The organism is Moellerella wisconsensis ATCC 35017 (genome assembly GCF_001294465.1).
GTDB classification, from domain to species: Bacteria; Pseudomonadota; Gammaproteobacteria; order Enterobacterales; family Enterobacteriaceae; genus Moellerella; species Moellerella wisconsensis.
On the sequence record NZ_LGAA01000001.1, the window covers coordinates 1 to 16640 of the forward strand.

Here is a 16640-nt window from a genome sequence, read left to right on the forward strand (position 1 = left end):
ACTTATTACGATTTTTATGCTTAGTTTAGTATGTATCAATCATTTTTCTATTGCGAAAGAGTGAGATATTACTAATATTGCAGCTAAATCGGATATATGCAAATCCGTGTAAATCAGGCGATTAAGGTACGGTAAGAACGTTTAAGCTCTCGACTATTAACACAAAGTGTTGCTCTGAAATGGAAGAAAAGATGATTGTCTCGTCTAGCAAAGCTAGATCATGGGATCTGCTTTAATCAAACAGGACATTTTAATAATGGTATATAATCCAACTATAGAGGTGCCAAATGAAAAACGAATTGCCCTTTCTTCTTTCTTGCTCCGGCAATGATTTTACCGTCTTTTCCCTTGCGATCTTCGATACGTTCAATTAAGTAAAGCTCAATAAGAGCTTTAACTGTCAATTTCGTTTCTAGTGGTTCTAACTGAACTTGCTTTTTATGCTGTTTTTCTTCTTTCATCTCTGTCGCGGGATATCGTCCTAATTGACGTAATTGTTTTAATTCTTGTAGCTTAACTCTCGCTTCACTCAACGATATTTGAGAAAAATTACCGATTTTTATCGGTACAAGTTTATGTGTAACTGGGCTACTATATCGATAAATAAATATCTTAATACCCGTCGCACCACAAGATACTCGTAAACCTGTATTTTCACCTGTATCAGTCCTAACATGACAATTAGGCTTCATCGCCTCAATAGCTTTTACAGATAAAGGCAAGGCCTCGCTTCTATTGTGTTTTTTGACCCATTGGTATTATCTTGTTTAGCGCTGGCTTTAAGATAATTAACGATTTTTCGTAAAAAGTGTAGGTTGATGCTTATCATGTCGAACTTATGCGATAATGCCCTTAGTAACCTACATTAAACCTTAATATGCGATATCGAATTCTGTGTTCTTCTAGATGATAAAATAAAATCCACTCAGTCACTTAACTCACAGAGTTCAATAAATCAAATAAATTCAATAAGTAAAAACAGACAACTTTATGACTGATAATCAAAATTTAGAATCCCACACACCAATGATGCAGCAGTATTTTAAATTGAAAGCTCAACATCCTGATATTTTGCTGTTTTATCGGATGGGTGATTTCTATGAGCTATTTTTTGACGATGCTAAAAAAGCCGCTCAATTACTGGATATTTCTCTTACTAAACGAGGTCAGTCAGCTGGACAACCGATTCCTATGGCCGGTGTTCCGCACCATGCAGCAGAAAACTATCTGGCAAAATTAGTCCAGCTAGGTGAGTCGGTTGCTATTTGTGAGCAAATTGGCGATCCAGCTACCAGTAAAGGCCCAGTCGAACGTAAAGTTGTCCGAATTTTAACCCCGGGAACGATTACTGATGAAGCCTTGCTAAATGAACGCCAAGATAATTTATTAGCAGCAATTTGGCAGGAGTCTCAAGGCTATGGATACGCCACTTTAGACCTCACGTCAGGTAGATTTATTGTCAGTGAAATTGTTTCGGATGAAGCACTGACTGCGGAATTACAGCGTACTCTCCCAGCAGAATTATTATATCCAGAGAATTTTGAAAGCCTCTACTTAATCGAAAATAGCAAAGGTCTGCGTCGTCGTCCTATTTGGGAATTTGAACTAGATACGGCTAAACAACAGCTTAATCTGCAATTTTCAACCAAAGATTTAATCGGCTTTGGGGTAGATAATGCCCATAAGGCCTTACGTGCTGCTGGCTGTTTACTGCAATATGTTAAAGATACCCAGCGGACATCGCTGCCTCATATCCGCAGTATTATCATGGAGAAGCAAACTGATTCTGTCATTTTAGATGCTGCGACCCGCCGTAATTTAGAATTGACACAGAATCTCTCTGGCGGTAGTGAGAATACCCTTGCCTCGATTCTTGATTTTTGTGTTACTCCGATGGGTAGCCGCATGTTAAAACGCTGGTTACATGCGCCACTACGTAACATTAAAATACTGACTAACCGACAGCAGGCAATCCAAGCATTGCAATCTTCGGGTGATGCATTACAGCCATTATTGCGGCAGATTGGTGATTTAGAACGCGTATTAGCTCGTTTGGCTTTACGTACCGCGCGACCTCGTGATCTCGCTCGTATGCGTCATGCTTTTCAGCATTATCAGGATATTCATTCTATTATTGAGCAGCTAGATGCCCCTTATCTGCAAGATATTAAACGACGGATTGGGCTGTTTGATGAATTACAATTATTACTGGAGCAATCAATTGTTGAATCTCCCCCGGTTTTAGTGCGGGATGGCGGTGTTATCGCCACAGGATATAATGCCGAATTAGATGAATGGCGGGCATTAGCAGACGGTGCTAGTGATTATCTGGAGAAATTAGAGATCCGCGAACGAGAAAAACTGGGTATTGAAAGCTTAAAAGTCGGTTTCAATGGAGTTCATGGCTATTTTATTCAAGTCAGCCGTGGACAAAGCCATTTAGTACCTATCCACTATGTGCGCCGCCAAACCTTAAAAAATGCAGAACGTTATATTATTCCTGAATTAAAAGAATATGAAGATAAGGTTTTGACCTCCAAGGGAAAAGCCTTAGCTATTGAGAAATCGCTGTACGATCAGTTATTTGATATGTTACTGCCCCATTTAGCCGCGCTGCAAACCAGTGCCGAGGCACTGGCTGAGCTTGATGTGTTAAATAATCTGGCTGAACGCGCGGATACCTTACAATATTGCTGTCCGCAAATGACTGAAAAAGTAGGCATCCAGATAGTTGCAGGCCGCCATCCGGTAGTCGAGCAAGTACTTTCCGAACCTTTTATTGCTAACCCATTATCGCTATCACCACAAAGACGTATGCTGATCATTACTGGTCCCAATATGGGAGGTAAAAGTACTTATATGCGGCAAACCGCGTTAATTACTTTATTGGCTTATATTGGTAGTTTTGTTCCTGCCGAGAAAGCAATAATTGGTCCAGTAGATAGAATATTCACTCGAGTTGGTGCTTCTGATGATTTAGCCTCAGGTCGTTCAACTTTTATGGTAGAGATGACAGAAACCGCTAATATTCTGCATAATGCGACTGAGCAAAGTTTAGTTTTAATGGATGAAATAGGCCGAGGAACATCAACTTACGATGGGTTATCTCTAGCTTGGGCTTGTGCTGAAAATTTGGTTAATCGTATTAAAGCCATGACCTTATTTGCCACTCATTATTTTGAATTGACCCATCTGCCAGAAAAACTAGAAGGTGCCGTCAATATCCATTTAGATGCACTAGAGCACGAAGAAACTATTGCTTTTATGCATAACGTACAAGAAGGTGCAGCAAGTAAAAGCTATGGCTTAGCCGTTGCCTCACTGGCAGGCGTGCCTAAAGATGTGATTAAACGCGCAAAACAGAAACTGAAAGAATTAGAGACTCTATCTAATAATTCATCAGTAAGTCATGTCGATACGCCTCAATTAACCTTTTTAACTGAAGAATCGCCATCACCTGTAATTGAAATGTTAGATAACATAAATCCGGATACTCTAACTCCACGCCAAGCGCTAGAGTGGATTTATCGTTTAAAAGAAGCGGCGAATTAATCTCTGCATATTAGGATAAAATAGATCGAAAAAAGCGGAGAACATTCTCCGCTTTAACTTAGCCAATAGTTATATTTTAAACAGCGACTCAAGGGTTAATTCTTGGCCTTGTAAAATATCCTTTAATCTTTTCAAGCCTTCAACTTGGATTTGACGCACACGCTCCCGCGTTAAGCCGATCTCTTTGCCTACTTCTTCTAATGTTTCTGGTTCATAGCCTAAAAGACCAAAACGGCGAGCTAGAACTTCACGCTGTTTAGCGTTTAATTCAAACAACCATTTAACTATATTTTCTTTTAGATTATTGTCTTGCAGCGTGGTTTCTGGCGTAGATTCATTTTCATCTGTCAATATTTCGAGTAAAGACTTCTCTGAATCTCCAGCAATCGGAGTATCAACAGAAGAGATCCGTTCATTTAACCGCAGCATGCGACTGACATCTTCAACGGGCTTATCCAGTTGTTCGGCAATCTCTTCTGCACTTGGCTCGTGATCTAGTTTTTGGGCCAGTTCACGGGCTGTTCTTAGATAAATGTTCAGTTCTTTGACAATATGAATTGGCAAACGAATAGTCCGGGTTTGATTCATTATCGCCCGTTCTATGGTTTGGCGTATCCACCAGGTGGCATAAGTTGAAAAACGGAAGCCTTTTTCAGGATCAAACTTTTCGACAGCTCGAATAAGGCCGAGATTTCCTTCTTCAATAAGATCGAGCAGCGCCAGGCCTCGATTACTATAACGACGTGAGATTTTAACCACCAAGCGAAGATTGCTTTCAATCATTCGTTGACGTGATGCTATATCCCCACGTAAAGCACGTCTGGCAAAAAACACTTCTTCTTCAGCAGTTAATAAAGGAGAGAACCCAATTTCACTGAGATAGAGTTGCGTGGCATCAAGAACACGTTGATTGACATTCTTTGCTAGCTCCACATCATCATCAACTTCAGTGATGGGCTCTTCTTCCTTTAATGCACTTTCGTCAAAAACCTCTTCTTCAAGCTGGCTTTCGTCGGCAAAGTGGTATAACTCGTTAACTTTCAGCGAACTTTGGCTCATCAGTGACTCCTACCCTAGATAATGAGGGCAGAATATCAATGTATTCCGCCCAGTTTATCGCTGCGGAAGGTAACGCAACGGGTTTACTGATTTTCCCTTATAACGAATTTCAAAATGTAATCTAACGGAGCTAGTTCCGGTGCTACCCATAGAGGCAATCTTTTGCCCTGCTTTTACATCCTGTTGATCACGCACTAACAATGTATCATTGTGTGCATAAGCACTGAGGTAGTCATCGTTATGTTTTATTATTATAAGATTTCCATATCCGCGCAGTGCATTTCCTGCGTAAACAACTTTTCCAGGCGCGGTAGCAAATACCGGTTGTCCTCGCGTTCCTGCAATATCAACACCTTTGTTTCCACCTTCCGCATCAGAGAAACCTTCAATAGTTTTCCCTTCAGCAGGCCATCTCCAGCTGATTGCTGAACCATTACCACTGTTTTTAGCCACCGAGGTGCTTGAAGTGCTTGGTACAGTCGTCACGGCTGTCGCGGTAGTAGTCACATTTGTGGTAGGCTTATTATTCGGTAACATTTTACCTGAATTTTGACTACCACTTGCAGCAGGATACTCATTAACTGGACGATAATCAACCGCTTGTTTTTCCTTATTCGATGTATTTACTGCGAGCTGACCAGCAGAATTTGCATTTCCACCAGAAATATTAATTACCTGACCCACATTTAAACTGTATGGTTCATCGATATTATTACGTTGTGCTAACTCACGGAAATCATTACCAGAGATCCATGCAATATAAAATAGAGTGTCACCACGTTTAACCGTATAGGTATTCCCGTTATAGCTCCCTTTTTGAATACTCTCATAATTACGATTATAGGCTATTCTATCCTGTGCACTAGACGCGATAGAATTGACCTGCCGCTGACTATTCGTCGAAATATTGGTAGGAGATGAAGGCAAGGCACTGCTATTTCCACCCGCAGAAGTTATCCGTGAATTACTTGATTGGCTAGCCTGGCTATCATTAACACTAGAAATAGGTGCAGCAGGATGATAAGGGGTTGAACAACCGACTAAAAATCCTGAAAATGAAAAAATGACCGCCCATCGAATTTTGTTTATTGGGCTAATAATTTTCATGCTTCTTCTCCCATGAAGGTAACGCTGGCAGGACAAAACTGTTTATAAAAATGTCAGCAAAAACAGTAGCAACTAAAATATTTCGCTTATTAAAGCAGAAATATTAGTGAATAGAAAAGTGTATTACTTCAAATATAGCAATTTAAGATTTTGACTCAATCCATAAAATTTATTTTGATTATAATTTTCATTCTTTAACTCAATAAAATAATTAAGCTAATTCTCCGGGAATTAAAGGAACAAATCTTACCTTCTCGATCACATTAGTATGAAAATCATTTCCTCTGCGGACAATTAATTTTAAAGTTTGAGAATCTCCGCCAACCGGTAATATTAAACGCCCGTCGGGTTTTAATTGTTGTAATAAAGTCATCGGAATCTCAGCTGGAGCAGCAGTGACAATAATCGCATCGAAAGGTCCTTTTGAGGCCCAACCTTGCCAGCCATCACCATGACGGGTTGAAATATTATGTAAATCCAATTGTTTAAAACGTCGTTTAGCATTCCATTGTAAAACTTTAACCCGCTCAACCGAATAAATATGGCGGGCTAAATGTGCCAAAATAGCAGTTTGGTAGCCAGAACCCGTGCCAATTTCGAGGACATCATCGGTTGGCTGTAATGCTAATAACGCCGTCATTTTAGCGACAATATAAGGTTGAGATATCGTTTGCCCATGACCAATAGGCAAAGGCATATTATCGTATGCCTTATGTGCTAGCGCCTCATCGACAAAACGCTCACGAGGGACCTGAGATATTGCCTCTAGCAACCGTTCATCGTTAATACCTTGTTGATGCAACTGAGCTAATAATTCTCTCATGCCCCCGCTGATCATTCTTGCTTTACCTCAACGTTTTCTAACCATTCTTCAATCAAAGAATGTGCTTTATACGCTGTTAAATCGACTTGTAATGGCGTTATCGAAACGTATCCTTGCTCAACCGCCTCAAAATCAGTTCCCGGGCCGGCATCACGAATTTCACCGACCGGGCCTAGCCAATACAGCATATTACCTTTTGGATCTTCTAAACTATAGACTTCAGAAGCTGCATGACGACTGCCACAACGAGTCACTCGATAGCCTTTAATCTGTTCATAAGGAATATCAGGCACATTAATATTAAGTATATTACCGGCGCGTAATGGGCTTTTCTGTAATCGTTTTAACAAATCACACGTTACTTTCGCCGCCGTTTCGTAATGCGTATCACCATCTAATGATACGGCAATCGAAGGTAATCCTAAATGACGCCCTTCCATCGCTGCGGCAACCGTCCCAGAATAAATTACATCATCGCCCAAATTAGGCCCGCGATTAATGCCAGAAACCACAATATCAGGACGTGGACGATATAATTTATTCACTCCAAGATAAACGCAATCGGTCGGCGTACCTTCTTGAACAGACCAATCCCCATTATCTAGTGTATTAACTCTCAATGGCTTATCTAGCGTCAGCGCATTTGAAGCCCCACTACGATTACGATCAGGAGCGATAACTTGTACATGATAAAACTCGCGTAACACAGCCGCTAATGTTTGGATCCCCGGAGCGGTAACGCCATCATCATTACTCAGTAAAATATTTAGCAAGAACTCACCTATTTTCAATAAATCAATTTTCTCGAGCGAACCCAAAACCACATTATTAGCGCGATAATCGTTGAATCAATACTTATCAACCCGCAGTTATCATACGATAATCGACGCATGCATCACAATCGCATAATAATATCATGACCCTACAGCAACCCAAGCGATAGATAACATAAAGGCATTAAATACAAAAAAAAAGCGAGCAGAATATCTGATCGCCTCTTTTCTGATTATTTATCGATAATACTATTCAGATAAATCACTATTACCGTCGGCATTATCTTGATTAATTAACTCTCTGACTAAACTTGTCGCAAAACTTCCCGCCGGCAAAGTAAATTCGATAATCAAGGTCTGTTGATCTTGCCACTGCCACGCCATATTTTGTGGGATCACTTTAATAGCCCGGCGCGTATTAGAGACTTTTTCACGCTGCATCAGTGCCATAAATGCGGCATAATCGGCTAAACAATGCTGTTCAAAGGCTTTTGCATCATCTTCAGTGCCTAATTCACCATCGCCCGGCAAAGGTGCTGTAATGCTCAATTCATGGCTATCAACACGCGGTTGTAATGCAGTGAATTCATCCTGTTTAGCAACAAACCAGCTACCCCGCCCGGTTAATTGCAGTGCATCGCCCAATAACACTTGGTTAGCGATATTTTGCATCAAACGCGCACTTGCCACAGTATTGAACATTGCGCTGCGTGCAGCAGAAAGATAAAAACTACGCTTATTACGCTCTCGAACGTTAATCTCATTATTCGCCCAACGCAGTGCCTGCGTGAGATTATTACCCTCACGGCCAAAACGTTGCTCGCCAAAATAATTAGGAAATCCTTGGGCAGCTATCAACTGTAAACGTGATTCAACATCTGCTTGATTATCAATATTACGAAGCGTCAATACAAAGTCGTTTCCTTTCAATGTACCAATACGTAATTTTCTTTTTTGGCGCGTAGTAGCTAAAACTTCACAACCGTCTACTGTCCATTGGCTAAAGTCAGGATCATCTTTACCCGGTAAATGCAGACAAAACCATTGTTCAGTCACGGCATGTCTGTCTTTAAGTCCTGCATAACTAACAGAACGGGCGGAGATACGTGCAAATTTAGCCAGTTGTTCTGCTACAAATTGGGTATTGCAGCCCGTTTTACGAACACGAACCATTAAATGTTCGCCTTCTCCATCCAATTCAAAGCCTAAATCTTCTCTAACAATAAAATCTTCGGCCGTTGATCTCAAGGTTCCAGAAGATAACGGTTTACCATGCTGCCACTCTAAAATCATTTTTTTCATTACCATTTTCTTTTATTAATAGCACAACGGCTTCGCATGCAATCCCTTCTTTACGCCCGACAAAACCTAATTTTTCAGTCGTAGTGGCTTTCACATTAATATCATCCATATGACATTGCAGATCTTCAGCAATATTAATCCGCATTTGGGCAATATGAGGCAGCATTTTAGGGGCCTGTGCAATAATGGTAATATCTAAGTTACCGATGCGATAGCCTTTTTCCAAGACCCGACGATAGGCTTCTTTTAATAACTCGCGGCTATCTGCGCCTTTAAATGCCGGATCGGTATCTGGAAATAATTTACCAATATCGCCTAAAGCGGCAGCACCAAGAATAGCATCGGTCGCTGCATGTAATGCAACATCACCATCGGAATGGGCTAATAATCCTTGTTCATAAGGGATGCGAACGCCAGCGATAATAATAGGACCTTCTCCACCAAATTTATGTACGTCAAATCCGTGTCCGATTCTCATTATTTTATTCCTTATTCATTCGAGAAAGGTAAAATTCTGCCAGCGCTAAATCTTCGGGCTGGGTCACTTTAAGATTGTCTGCGCGGCCAGTAACTAAGGTGGGTTGATAACCACAATATTCCAAAGCTGAAGCTTCGTCGGTAATAATCGCGTGTTCACTCAATGCCTTGTTTAGGCACTTTCGTAATAAATAGAGCGGAAAAACTTGCGGTGTTAATGCATGCCATAATGCACTTCTATCAACGGTATGATCAATCACGCTTCGATTTTGCATGCTACGCTTCATGGTATCTCTGACCGGAGAGGCCAAAATGCCACCACAACAATTATCAATATCAACTAATTGAATAATGTTATTCAAATCATCCTGATGTAAACAAGGGCGTGCTGCATCGTGGACTAATACCCAGGTATTTTCGCTATTTTCAGCTACCGCCAAAGCATCTAGCCCTGCTAATACCGAATCTGCCCGTTGCTTTCCTCCAATCACCGTAGTTATCCGTGGATTGTTAGCCACTGCCAGCTTCGAAAACAGTTCATCCTCTGGGCTAAGGGCAATAATAATTTGGCTAATTCTAGGATTCAGCAACAATGCAGACAGCGTATGCTCAATAATGGTTTGACCCGCGACGGTTAGATATTGCTTTGGGTTAGCCGTTTTCATGCGGCTACCTATACCCGCAGCAGGAATTAACGCCACAATACGTGTATCAGAATCAGTTAATTGGTTACTCATTGATTTTAAATTTAGTCATAATAAATAAGTTAGGAAAATAGCGTGCTTCATTAACACATATCGTCATTAATATACATTGAGCCTAGCAAAAATGACCACTGCGATTAATTTTGCCCACGATTCTCTTTAATCGTACGATAAAATGATTCCCCTGGTCTTATCATACCTAATTCCGTGCGTGCCCGCTCTTCCAAGGCTTCTTGACCATCATTTAAATCGTCAATTTCAGCAAATAATTGCTCATTACGCAGTTTTAGACGGGTATTTGCCGTTTCTTGCGCCGCAACTTCATCTTTAATTCGAACATAATCATGGATACCGTTTTTCCCCAGCCACAATGAATACTGCAGCCAAGCCAGTACCGCAATTAATAAAAGCGTTAGTTTGCCCATCTCGGCCCCCTGAAATGATCTGCTAATCATCCCATAACTCTGCGCGTGACGCTACTCCCCTGGAATATAAACCGCTGACAATTAGATGAATAAACCAAAGATAACAATAAATAAATTAAAGTATAAATAAATAATGCTGAGGAACAAATAAAAAACCGCCAGTGAAAATATCACTCGCGGTTAAGACGCTACTTAAATTAAAATCTTTCCTTTTCCCCTTAAAAATTTAACTAATTAGCTATTCATTATTTTTAACAGTTTGAGATAATCTATAATTTGCGCCACCGATTGGGCTAATGGTTGTTCGCCCTTAATATACAGCTCTGGCGAAATTGGTGGTTCATAAGGGGAATCAATACCGGTAAAGTTGGCTATTTCACCGGCTCGGGCTTTACTATATAAACCTTTTGGATCGCGCTGTTCACAGATATAAAGCGGAGTATCAACATAAATTTCAATAAATTGATCGTCTGAAAATAACTCGCGGACCCGCTGCCGATCAGCGCGATAAGGTGAAATAAATGCTGTCGATACGACCAGCCCTGCATCGACCATCAATTTAGCTACCTCACCAATTCGACGCATATTCTCTTGTCTATCAGACTCATTAAATCCGAGATCATGGCATAATCCATGACGAACATTATCGCCATCTAATAGATAGGTTTGTATATTAGCCGCAAATAATTGCCTTTCTACTGCATCAGCTAATGTCGATTTTCCTGAGCCAGATAGCCCAGTAAACCACAATACCGCCGCTTTATGACCATTTTTTGTCTCCCGCTGTGTACGTTCAATCGCATGTTGATGCCACACAATATTTAGCTCGGTAGGTGACAAAGAACCCAGGGATTTTAGCTCCGCCATGGACTATTTTCCTCCCAGTAAATCACGCGCTCCCCAATGAGGAAAATGACGACGAACCAGCTGATTTAATTCAAGTTCAAATGGACTAAATTCTCCTTGAGATGGTATCGCATCATGCTGAATTTCACGGACTAATCCGGCTCCCACCGTCACATTGGTTAGTCTATCGATCAATATCATGCCACCGGTATCTGCATTTAACTGATAGCTTTCTAACAATAATGGCTCATCAAAAGAGAGCTCAACTGAACCGATTGCATTTAAAGGTAGCTCTGTGGCTACTTTTTGTACAAGATTATTGACATCAACTTGGTAGCGAATATTTTCTACGCGAGCACGACTTTTTTTACCGGCGACTTTTACTTCGATTGACTGCCCTTGAGCCAGAGGCTGCTCCGACATCCACACAATATCCACCAGCGCATTGTGGGTCGCTTGTAATGATTCGCTCTCGCTAACTAGCAAATCACCGCGACTAATATCAATTTCATCATTCAAAACGATCGTAATCGCTTCGCCAGGCACTGCATATTCTAAATCACCATCAAAAGTGACAATACGAGCAATTTGAGAAGTCACTCCCGAGGGTAATACTTTAATTTGTTGCCCCCGACGTAAAATCCCACTCGATAACGTACCGCTATATCCTCTAAAATCAATATTAGGACGATTTACATACTGAACAGGAAAGCGTAACGGCTGAGTTGACGCTTTTTCTCGAACATTGGCAGTTTCAAGAATCTCTAATAGCGTATCACCTTGATACCAAGGTATATTGTCACTTGGTTTAACAATATTATCGCCATCCAGTGCAGAAATCGGCACAAACCAAATTTGTAAATCGTCGGGTAACTGAGTTGAAAAACGCAAATAGTCCTGCTTAATTTGCTCAAATGTAGCTTGCTGATAATCGACTAAATCCATTTTGTTTACAGCTACAATAAGATGACGAATTCCTAATAATGTACTAATAAAACTGTGGCGGCAGGTCTGTTCTTGTACCCCTTTACGCGCATCAATCAATAAAATAGATAACTGACTGGTCGAGGCTCCCGTCGCCATATTGCGAGTATATTGTTCGTGTCCCGGGGTGTCGGCAATAATAAATTTACGTTTTTCTGTTGAGAAATAACGGTAAGCAACATCAATAGTGATCCCTTGCTCTCGTTCAGCCGCCAAACCATCAACCAATAATGCGAGATCGAGTTTTTCACCCTGCGTACCGATCCGTTTGCTATCGCTCTGTAATACGGATAACTGATCTTCGTAGATCTGTCGGGTATCATGCAATAAACGCCCAATTAAGGTACTTTTGCCATCATCGACATTACCGCAAGTGAGAAAACGTAACATTCCTTTTTGCTGCTGAGCTTGTAAATATTGTTCGACGCCGCCCTGCTGTTTTATCTGAGCCGCAATAATATCGTTGTATGCTAAATCAGCCATTTTCTCCCCCTTAAAAGTAACCTTGGCGTTTTTTCAATTCCATTGATGCACTCTGATCGCTGTCGATCAATCGTCCTTGGCGCTCACTAGTCGTGGATATCAGCATTTCTTCTATAATCTCAGGCAATGTTTCAGCCTCAGATTGCACCGCTCCCGTCAGCGGCCAGCAGCCCAGTGTTCTAAATCGAACTTTTCGCTGCTGAACTACCTCGCCAGGCGTTAACTCGATACGATCATCATCGACCATCAATAGGGTGCCGTTACGCTCAATTACAGGCCTGTGTTTCGCAAAATACAGTGGAACAATATCGATATTTTCTAAATAGATATATTGCCAAATATCTTGCTCTGTCCAGTTAGATAGGGGGAATACGCGGATACTTTCGCCTTTATTAACCTCACTATTATAGTTATGCCATAACTCAGGACGCTGATTTTTAGGATCCCATCGATGAGCCCTGTCACGAAAAGAGTAAATTCGCTCCTTAGCTCGCGATTTCTCTTCATCGCGGCGTGCACCACCAAACGCGGCATCAAAACCATATTTATCCAACGCTTGTTTTAGCCCTTCTGTTTTCATGATGTCGGTATGTTTAGCGCTACCGTGCACAAAAGGATTGATACCCAATTCTGCACCTTGTGGATTTTTATGGATCAATAATTCAAAACCATAATTTTTGGCAGTTTTATCTCGAAACTGATACATTTCTTTGAATTTCCAACCGGTATCCACATGCAATAATGGAAAAGGTAGTTTTCCCGGATAAAAGGCTTTACGTGCCAAATGCAACATCACCGAGGAATCTTTACCGATAGAATACAACATCACAGGATTAGAAAATTCTGCCGCTACTTCGCGAATAATATGAATACTTTCAGCTTCTAATTGCTGAAGATGGGTTAATCTTTTTTCGTTCATAAAACATATCCTTATTAAGCCAGTTCCAGCACCGCTGAACGTAACGTTTCTGCCGTAGCTGATTGACCAAACCAGCCAATTTGATGATGAAGCGCTGTCACTTCACCGATAACTAATAATGCCGGGGTTGGTGCTTGCTGAGCTAGCGACTCTAATTCCCCCAAGGTTCCAGTGATAACCTGCTGATTATGGCGAGTTCCACAGCCGATCACCGCAACAGGGGTCTGTGCATCACGACCATATTTAATCAATTGCTGGCTAATAAATGCTGATTTCACTGTACCCATATAAATTGCTAATGTTTGATGTCCTTTCGCCAATGCTGGCCAATCAAGATCAGCTCCGTTTTCTCGGCAATGCCCAGTAATAAAGGTGACACTTTGAGAATATTCACGATGTGTTAATGGAATTCCGGCGTACGCAGTTGCTCCGATGGCAGCGGTGATCCCCGGGACGACTTGGAACGGAATATTAGCTTCTGCGGCGACTTGTAATTCTTCGCCTCCTCGACCAAAAATAAACGGATCGCCACCTTTTAAGCGTACGACTTTTTTGCCTTGCTGCGCGAGTTGTACTATCAATAAGTTAGTTTGTTCTTGTGAAACAGAATGCAGCCCAGCACGTTTACCGACACAAATTTTGTCCGCATCTCGACGAACTAAATCCAGTATCTCGTCACTGACTAAATAGTCGTAAAGTACCACATCGGCATTTTGTAATACCTGCAATCCCTTGAGCGTTAATAACCCCGGATCACCAGGGCCTGCACCAACTAAAGTCAATTCACCGGCGCTATCTTGTTGTTTAAGCTGTAATTCAAGCTGACTTTCAGCCTCAATTATTTTTCCATTCGCGACCAAAGAAGCAAAACGACCATTGAAGCTTTTTTCCCAAAATCGACGCCGTTCAGTCATGGTATGTAAGTTGTGTTTAACTTTATTGCGCCAGCGCCCAGCAATTGTAGCCATTTTCCCTAAGCTGCTGGGTAATAAGGCTTCCAGTTTCTCACGCAATAGACGCACCAAAACTGGGGCTTTTCCCGCTGAGGAAATAGCCACAACCACAGGCGAGCGATCAATAATCGAAGGAAAGATAAAGGAACAACGCGGTTGATCGTCAACTACATTAACCAATTTTTGACGTTGGTTAGCATCTTGAAAAATGCGCTCATTCAGTTTGTCGCTATTAGTTGCGGCAATGACTAAAAAAACGTTATCTAATAATTGTGGATAATATTCTTTGGCTACCCATATTAATTTTTGTTGGCTATAACACTGCTGTAATTCTGAACACAGTGTTGGAGATACCACCGTTAACTCAGCACCCGCACGCAACAATAAACTGGCTTTACGCGCAGCAATATCTCCGCCACCGACCAATAATACCGGTCGATTTTTCAGTTCTACGAATAATGGTAGGTAGTCCATAATTGATATCACCCAATATTTATAACAATTTTCTTCTCAATATTAGAAAAGACTATATGGGTGTGTGGAATACTTATGAAAGCTCAAAAAGCTATTAGTTGTAACTGAAAGGAATAACGAGCCTTTGTCCCCTGATATATCAGGTTAATTTTCTGAGAATATTTTGATTGTCGTTAAAATAATTCAATCTATGCAACTAAAATCCGAAAAAATCAATAGATACTCTGTCATTTTCAGATAACCGTTTAAATTAATTATTATCTATTGACTCAATAATAATTAATCGAGCCACTTATTATAATAAGTAGCTCGATGAGATATTTTTTAATATTTACGGATTAAAATCGATTATTTTAAATCAGCAAAGAATGGTTAAGTCATAAACCTGACTCACCATTCAAGATTAACACCCATATTATAACTTACTCCACTCGGATCACCGGCATTAACCGCAACCGCTGCTTTAGCGGCAAAATTTTCATTAAATCGATATCCCGAGCCCAATGCCATCGCAGTAGATGAATCATAGCCACCAAGCGCTGCTGTTATATTAAATTTACCAATATTATACGGTTGAAAAAGTCCATTAAGAGCAGATTGTGCAGCAAGCCCTTGTTCAATTTTAGCATCTAATTTTTGGAATTTTTCACGTACACTTTTATTGATCATTGAAATGCTTTTTTCCATCGCTTTATTGCGTAACTCGATTCGACTTATATCTGACTTATTTTTATAAATATCATTGTAGTGAGTATGTAATTTATTTTCTACCTCAGTATTTTTCTTGTCTTGCTTGGTCAATATAACTTTTTGTTTTGCTACATTTTTTTCATTTTGTTCTATTTTACCGCTGTTTGTTTTAACCGCTTTATCGATAAGACCTAAATTATGCTTATTTATGTGTGCAACAAAGCCATTTTTTCTGATCTCTTTGTCATTAAATTCAATATTTCTTTGATTTTTTTCTACTTTATCACTATTTAAGCGATTAACTAATAAATCAGCGAGTCCTTTCGCTGTGCTTAGCTCAAAGTCACTCGATAAATCATCGTCTGGTTGACCATTTGGTTTTAAAACCCCCCTATATTTTGAATCATAATCCCATACAGCCTGAGAACCTGCTGTATATTGTGGTTCACCTTCAGAATCTAATATCGGTAGATTATTATCATCAGTTAATAAAACCGGTGGGGAATAAGGTTCAATTAATTTACACACAGCGAAAGGTAATGAACACTCATGCGGTGTATCTGAACCAGGTATGGGCTCAAACTTAGGCATTTGTGGCTTCGACTCACTATCTGCTAACGAGAAAAAATCAATAAAATCAAGCTGTGTTTGATATATAAATGGAACATATACTCCGGCTAACTTAGGTTGTCTCTCTGCTGGAGGACGCGGTTGATGGGAACCATTAAGCTCGGCCTTCCCTCCCGTTACCCCCCCGGTGGGACTCATCGGTTTTGCACTAGGCGTAGAGTGTGTATGATTTAATGATTCAGTTTTTGAAGGTGTAGAATCTAGATTAGGCGACATTCCTGAGCCTATATTAGCAAAAGCAGAATGAATAGATCCTAACGCTAGTGTCGTGGTGATTATAATCAATGAGATTTTATTAATCTTCATTTTGAATATCCTTATTCAATTGTTATCGATAAATAAAAAGATGAATAAGACTACCTAAAAAAATAATAAAAAGCCATTAATTAAATCATTAGTAATATTAAATTAAAAATAAATTAAAAATTATTTATTAATT

At 40.4% G+C, this 16640-nt stretch carries 15 protein-coding genes; 1 reads left to right on the top strand and 14 read right to left on the bottom strand.

What is annotated here, in order from left to right; all coding sequences use genetic code 11:
• Positions 1-272: 272 nt before the first annotated feature.
• Positions 273-722, bottom strand: a complete 450-nt coding sequence (locus M992_RS00005; protein ID WP_315970562.1) for an Arm DNA-binding domain-containing protein — start codon at positions 720-722, stop codon at positions 273-275.
• A 268-nt stretch (positions 723-990) separates the two neighbouring features.
• On the opposite strand from M992_RS00005, the gene mutS reads away from it, so the two are divergent.
• Positions 991-3552: a DNA mismatch repair protein MutS gene (mutS, locus tag M992_RS00010; RefSeq protein ID WP_053906851.1), complete on the top strand. Its 2562-nt coding sequence runs from the start codon at positions 991-993 to the stop codon at positions 3550-3552.
• Between the two features lie 69 nt (positions 3553-3621).
• Here mutS and rpoS read toward each other — a convergent pair whose 3' ends face one another.
• The 13 genes from rpoS to M992_RS00075 all read right to left on the bottom strand — a co-directional run bounded on the left by rpoS (position 3622) and on the right by M992_RS00075 (position 16162).
• The gene (rpoS, locus tag M992_RS00015; RefSeq protein ID WP_053906852.1) at positions 3622-4611 is read right to left on the bottom strand and encodes an RNA polymerase sigma factor RpoS; all 990 of its coding nucleotides are present in this window, start codon (positions 4609-4611) and stop codon (positions 3622-3624) included.
• 54 nt (positions 4612-4665) lie between these two features.
• Positions 4666-5718, bottom strand: a complete 1053-nt coding sequence (gene nlpD / locus M992_RS00020; protein WP_053906853.1) for a murein hydrolase activator NlpD — start codon at positions 5716-5718, stop codon at positions 4666-4668.
• Between the two features lie 211 nt (positions 5719-5929).
• Positions 5930-6556: a protein-L-isoaspartate(D-aspartate) O-methyltransferase gene (locus M992_RS00025; protein ID WP_053906854.1), complete on the bottom strand. Its 627-nt coding sequence runs from the start codon at positions 6554-6556 to the stop codon at positions 5930-5932.
• Entirely contained in the window at positions 6553-7314 is a 762-nt protein-coding gene (gene surE / locus M992_RS00030; RefSeq protein ID WP_053906855.1) for a 5'/3'-nucleotidase SurE, read from the bottom strand. The genes M992_RS00025 and surE overlap by 4 nt, the downstream gene beginning before the upstream one ends.
• 249 nt (positions 7315-7563) lie before the next feature.
• Positions 7564-8616 (bottom strand): tRNA pseudouridine(13) synthase TruD, encoded by a 1053-nt coding sequence (gene truD / locus M992_RS00035; RefSeq protein WP_053906856.1) that lies wholly within the window; start codon positions 8614-8616, stop codon positions 7564-7566.
• Positions 8582-9094, bottom strand: a complete 513-nt coding sequence (gene ispF, locus M992_RS00040) for a 2-C-methyl-D-erythritol 2,4-cyclodiphosphate synthase (RefSeq protein WP_047254940.1) — start codon at positions 9092-9094, stop codon at positions 8582-8584. Before ispF ends, truD begins: the two co-directional genes overlap by 35 nt.
• Before the next feature lie 4 nt (positions 9095-9098).
• Positions 9099-9830, bottom strand: coding sequence for a 2-C-methyl-D-erythritol 4-phosphate cytidylyltransferase (gene ispD, locus M992_RS00045; protein WP_053906857.1), 732 nt, complete (start codon positions 9828-9830; stop codon positions 9099-9101).
• A 104-nt stretch (positions 9831-9934) separates the two neighbouring features.
• Entirely contained in the window at positions 9935-10222 is a 288-nt protein-coding gene (gene ftsB, locus M992_RS00050) for a cell division protein FtsB (protein WP_053906858.1), read from the bottom strand.
• A gap of 234 nt (positions 10223-10456) precedes the next feature.
• Entirely contained in the window at positions 10457-11089 is a 633-nt protein-coding gene (gene cysC / locus M992_RS00055; protein WP_053906859.1) for an adenylyl-sulfate kinase, read from the bottom strand.
• Between the two features lie 3 nt (positions 11090-11092).
• Complete coding sequence (gene cysN, locus M992_RS00060; RefSeq protein WP_053906860.1) at positions 11093-12535, bottom strand: sulfate adenylyltransferase subunit CysN; 1443 nt, start codon at positions 12533-12535, stop codon at positions 11093-11095.
• Between the two features lie 10 nt (positions 12536-12545).
• Positions 12546-13454: a sulfate adenylyltransferase subunit CysD gene (gene cysD / locus M992_RS00065; RefSeq protein ID WP_053906861.1), complete on the bottom strand. Its 909-nt coding sequence runs from the start codon at positions 13452-13454 to the stop codon at positions 12546-12548.
• A 14-nt stretch (positions 13455-13468) separates the two neighbouring features.
• Positions 13469-14881 carry a siroheme synthase CysG gene (gene cysG / locus M992_RS00070; RefSeq protein WP_053906862.1) on the bottom strand — a complete coding sequence of 471 codons (1413 nt, stop codon included), beginning with the start codon at positions 14879-14881 and terminating at the stop codon, positions 13469-13471.
• 390 nt (positions 14882-15271) lie between these two features.
• Complete coding sequence (locus M992_RS00075) at positions 15272-16162, bottom strand: YadA C-terminal domain-containing protein (protein ID WP_211257331.1); 891 nt, start codon at positions 16160-16162, stop codon at positions 15272-15274.
• Positions 16163-16640 lie beyond the last annotated feature (478 nt).

Excerpts from the sequence above, each read along its gene's own strand:
- truD (WP_053906856.1), bottom strand. The coding sequence starts at position 8,616 with ATGAAAAAAATGATTTTAGAGTGGCAGCATGGTAAACCGTTATCTTCT.
- cysD (WP_053906861.1), bottom strand. The coding sequence starts at position 13,454 with ATGAACGAAAAAAGATTAACCCATCTTCAGCAATTAGAAGCTGAAAGT.
- nlpD (WP_053906853.1), bottom strand. The coding sequence starts at position 5,718 with ATGAAAATTATTAGCCCAATAAACAAAATTCGATGGGCGGTCATTTTT.
- ftsB (WP_053906858.1), bottom strand. The coding sequence starts at position 10,222 with ATGGGCAAACTAACGCTTTTATTAATTGCGGTACTGGCTTGGCTGCAG.
- cysN (WP_053906860.1), bottom strand. The coding sequence starts at position 12,535 with ATGGCTGATTTAGCATACAACGATATTATTGCGGCTCAGATAAAACAG.
- M992_RS00025 (WP_053906854.1), bottom strand. The coding sequence starts at position 6,556 with ATGATCAGCGGGGGCATGAGAGAATTATTAGCTCAGTTGCATCAACAA.
- rpoS (WP_053906852.1), bottom strand. The coding sequence starts at position 4,611 with ATGAGCCAAAGTTCGCTGAAAGTTAACGAGTTATACCACTTTGCCGAC.
- ispD (WP_053906857.1), bottom strand. The coding sequence starts at position 9,830 with ATGAGTAACCAATTAACTGATTCTGATACACGTATTGTGGCGTTAATT.
- ispF (WP_047254940.1), bottom strand. The coding sequence starts at position 9,094 with ATGAGAATCGGACACGGATTTGACGTACATAAATTTGGTGGAGAAGGT.
- cysC (WP_053906859.1), bottom strand. The coding sequence starts at position 11,089 with ATGGCGGAGCTAAAATCCCTGGGTTCTTTGTCACCTACCGAGCTAAAT.
- cysG (WP_053906862.1), bottom strand. The coding sequence starts at position 14,881 with ATGGACTACCTACCATTATTCGTAGAACTGAAAAATCGACCGGTATTA.
- mutS (WP_053906851.1), top strand. The coding sequence starts at position 991 with ATGACTGATAATCAAAATTTAGAATCCCACACACCAATGATGCAGCAG.
- M992_RS00075 (WP_211257331.1), bottom strand. The coding sequence starts at position 16,162 with ATGCCTAAGTTTGAGCCCATACCTGGTTCAGATACACCGCATGAGTGT.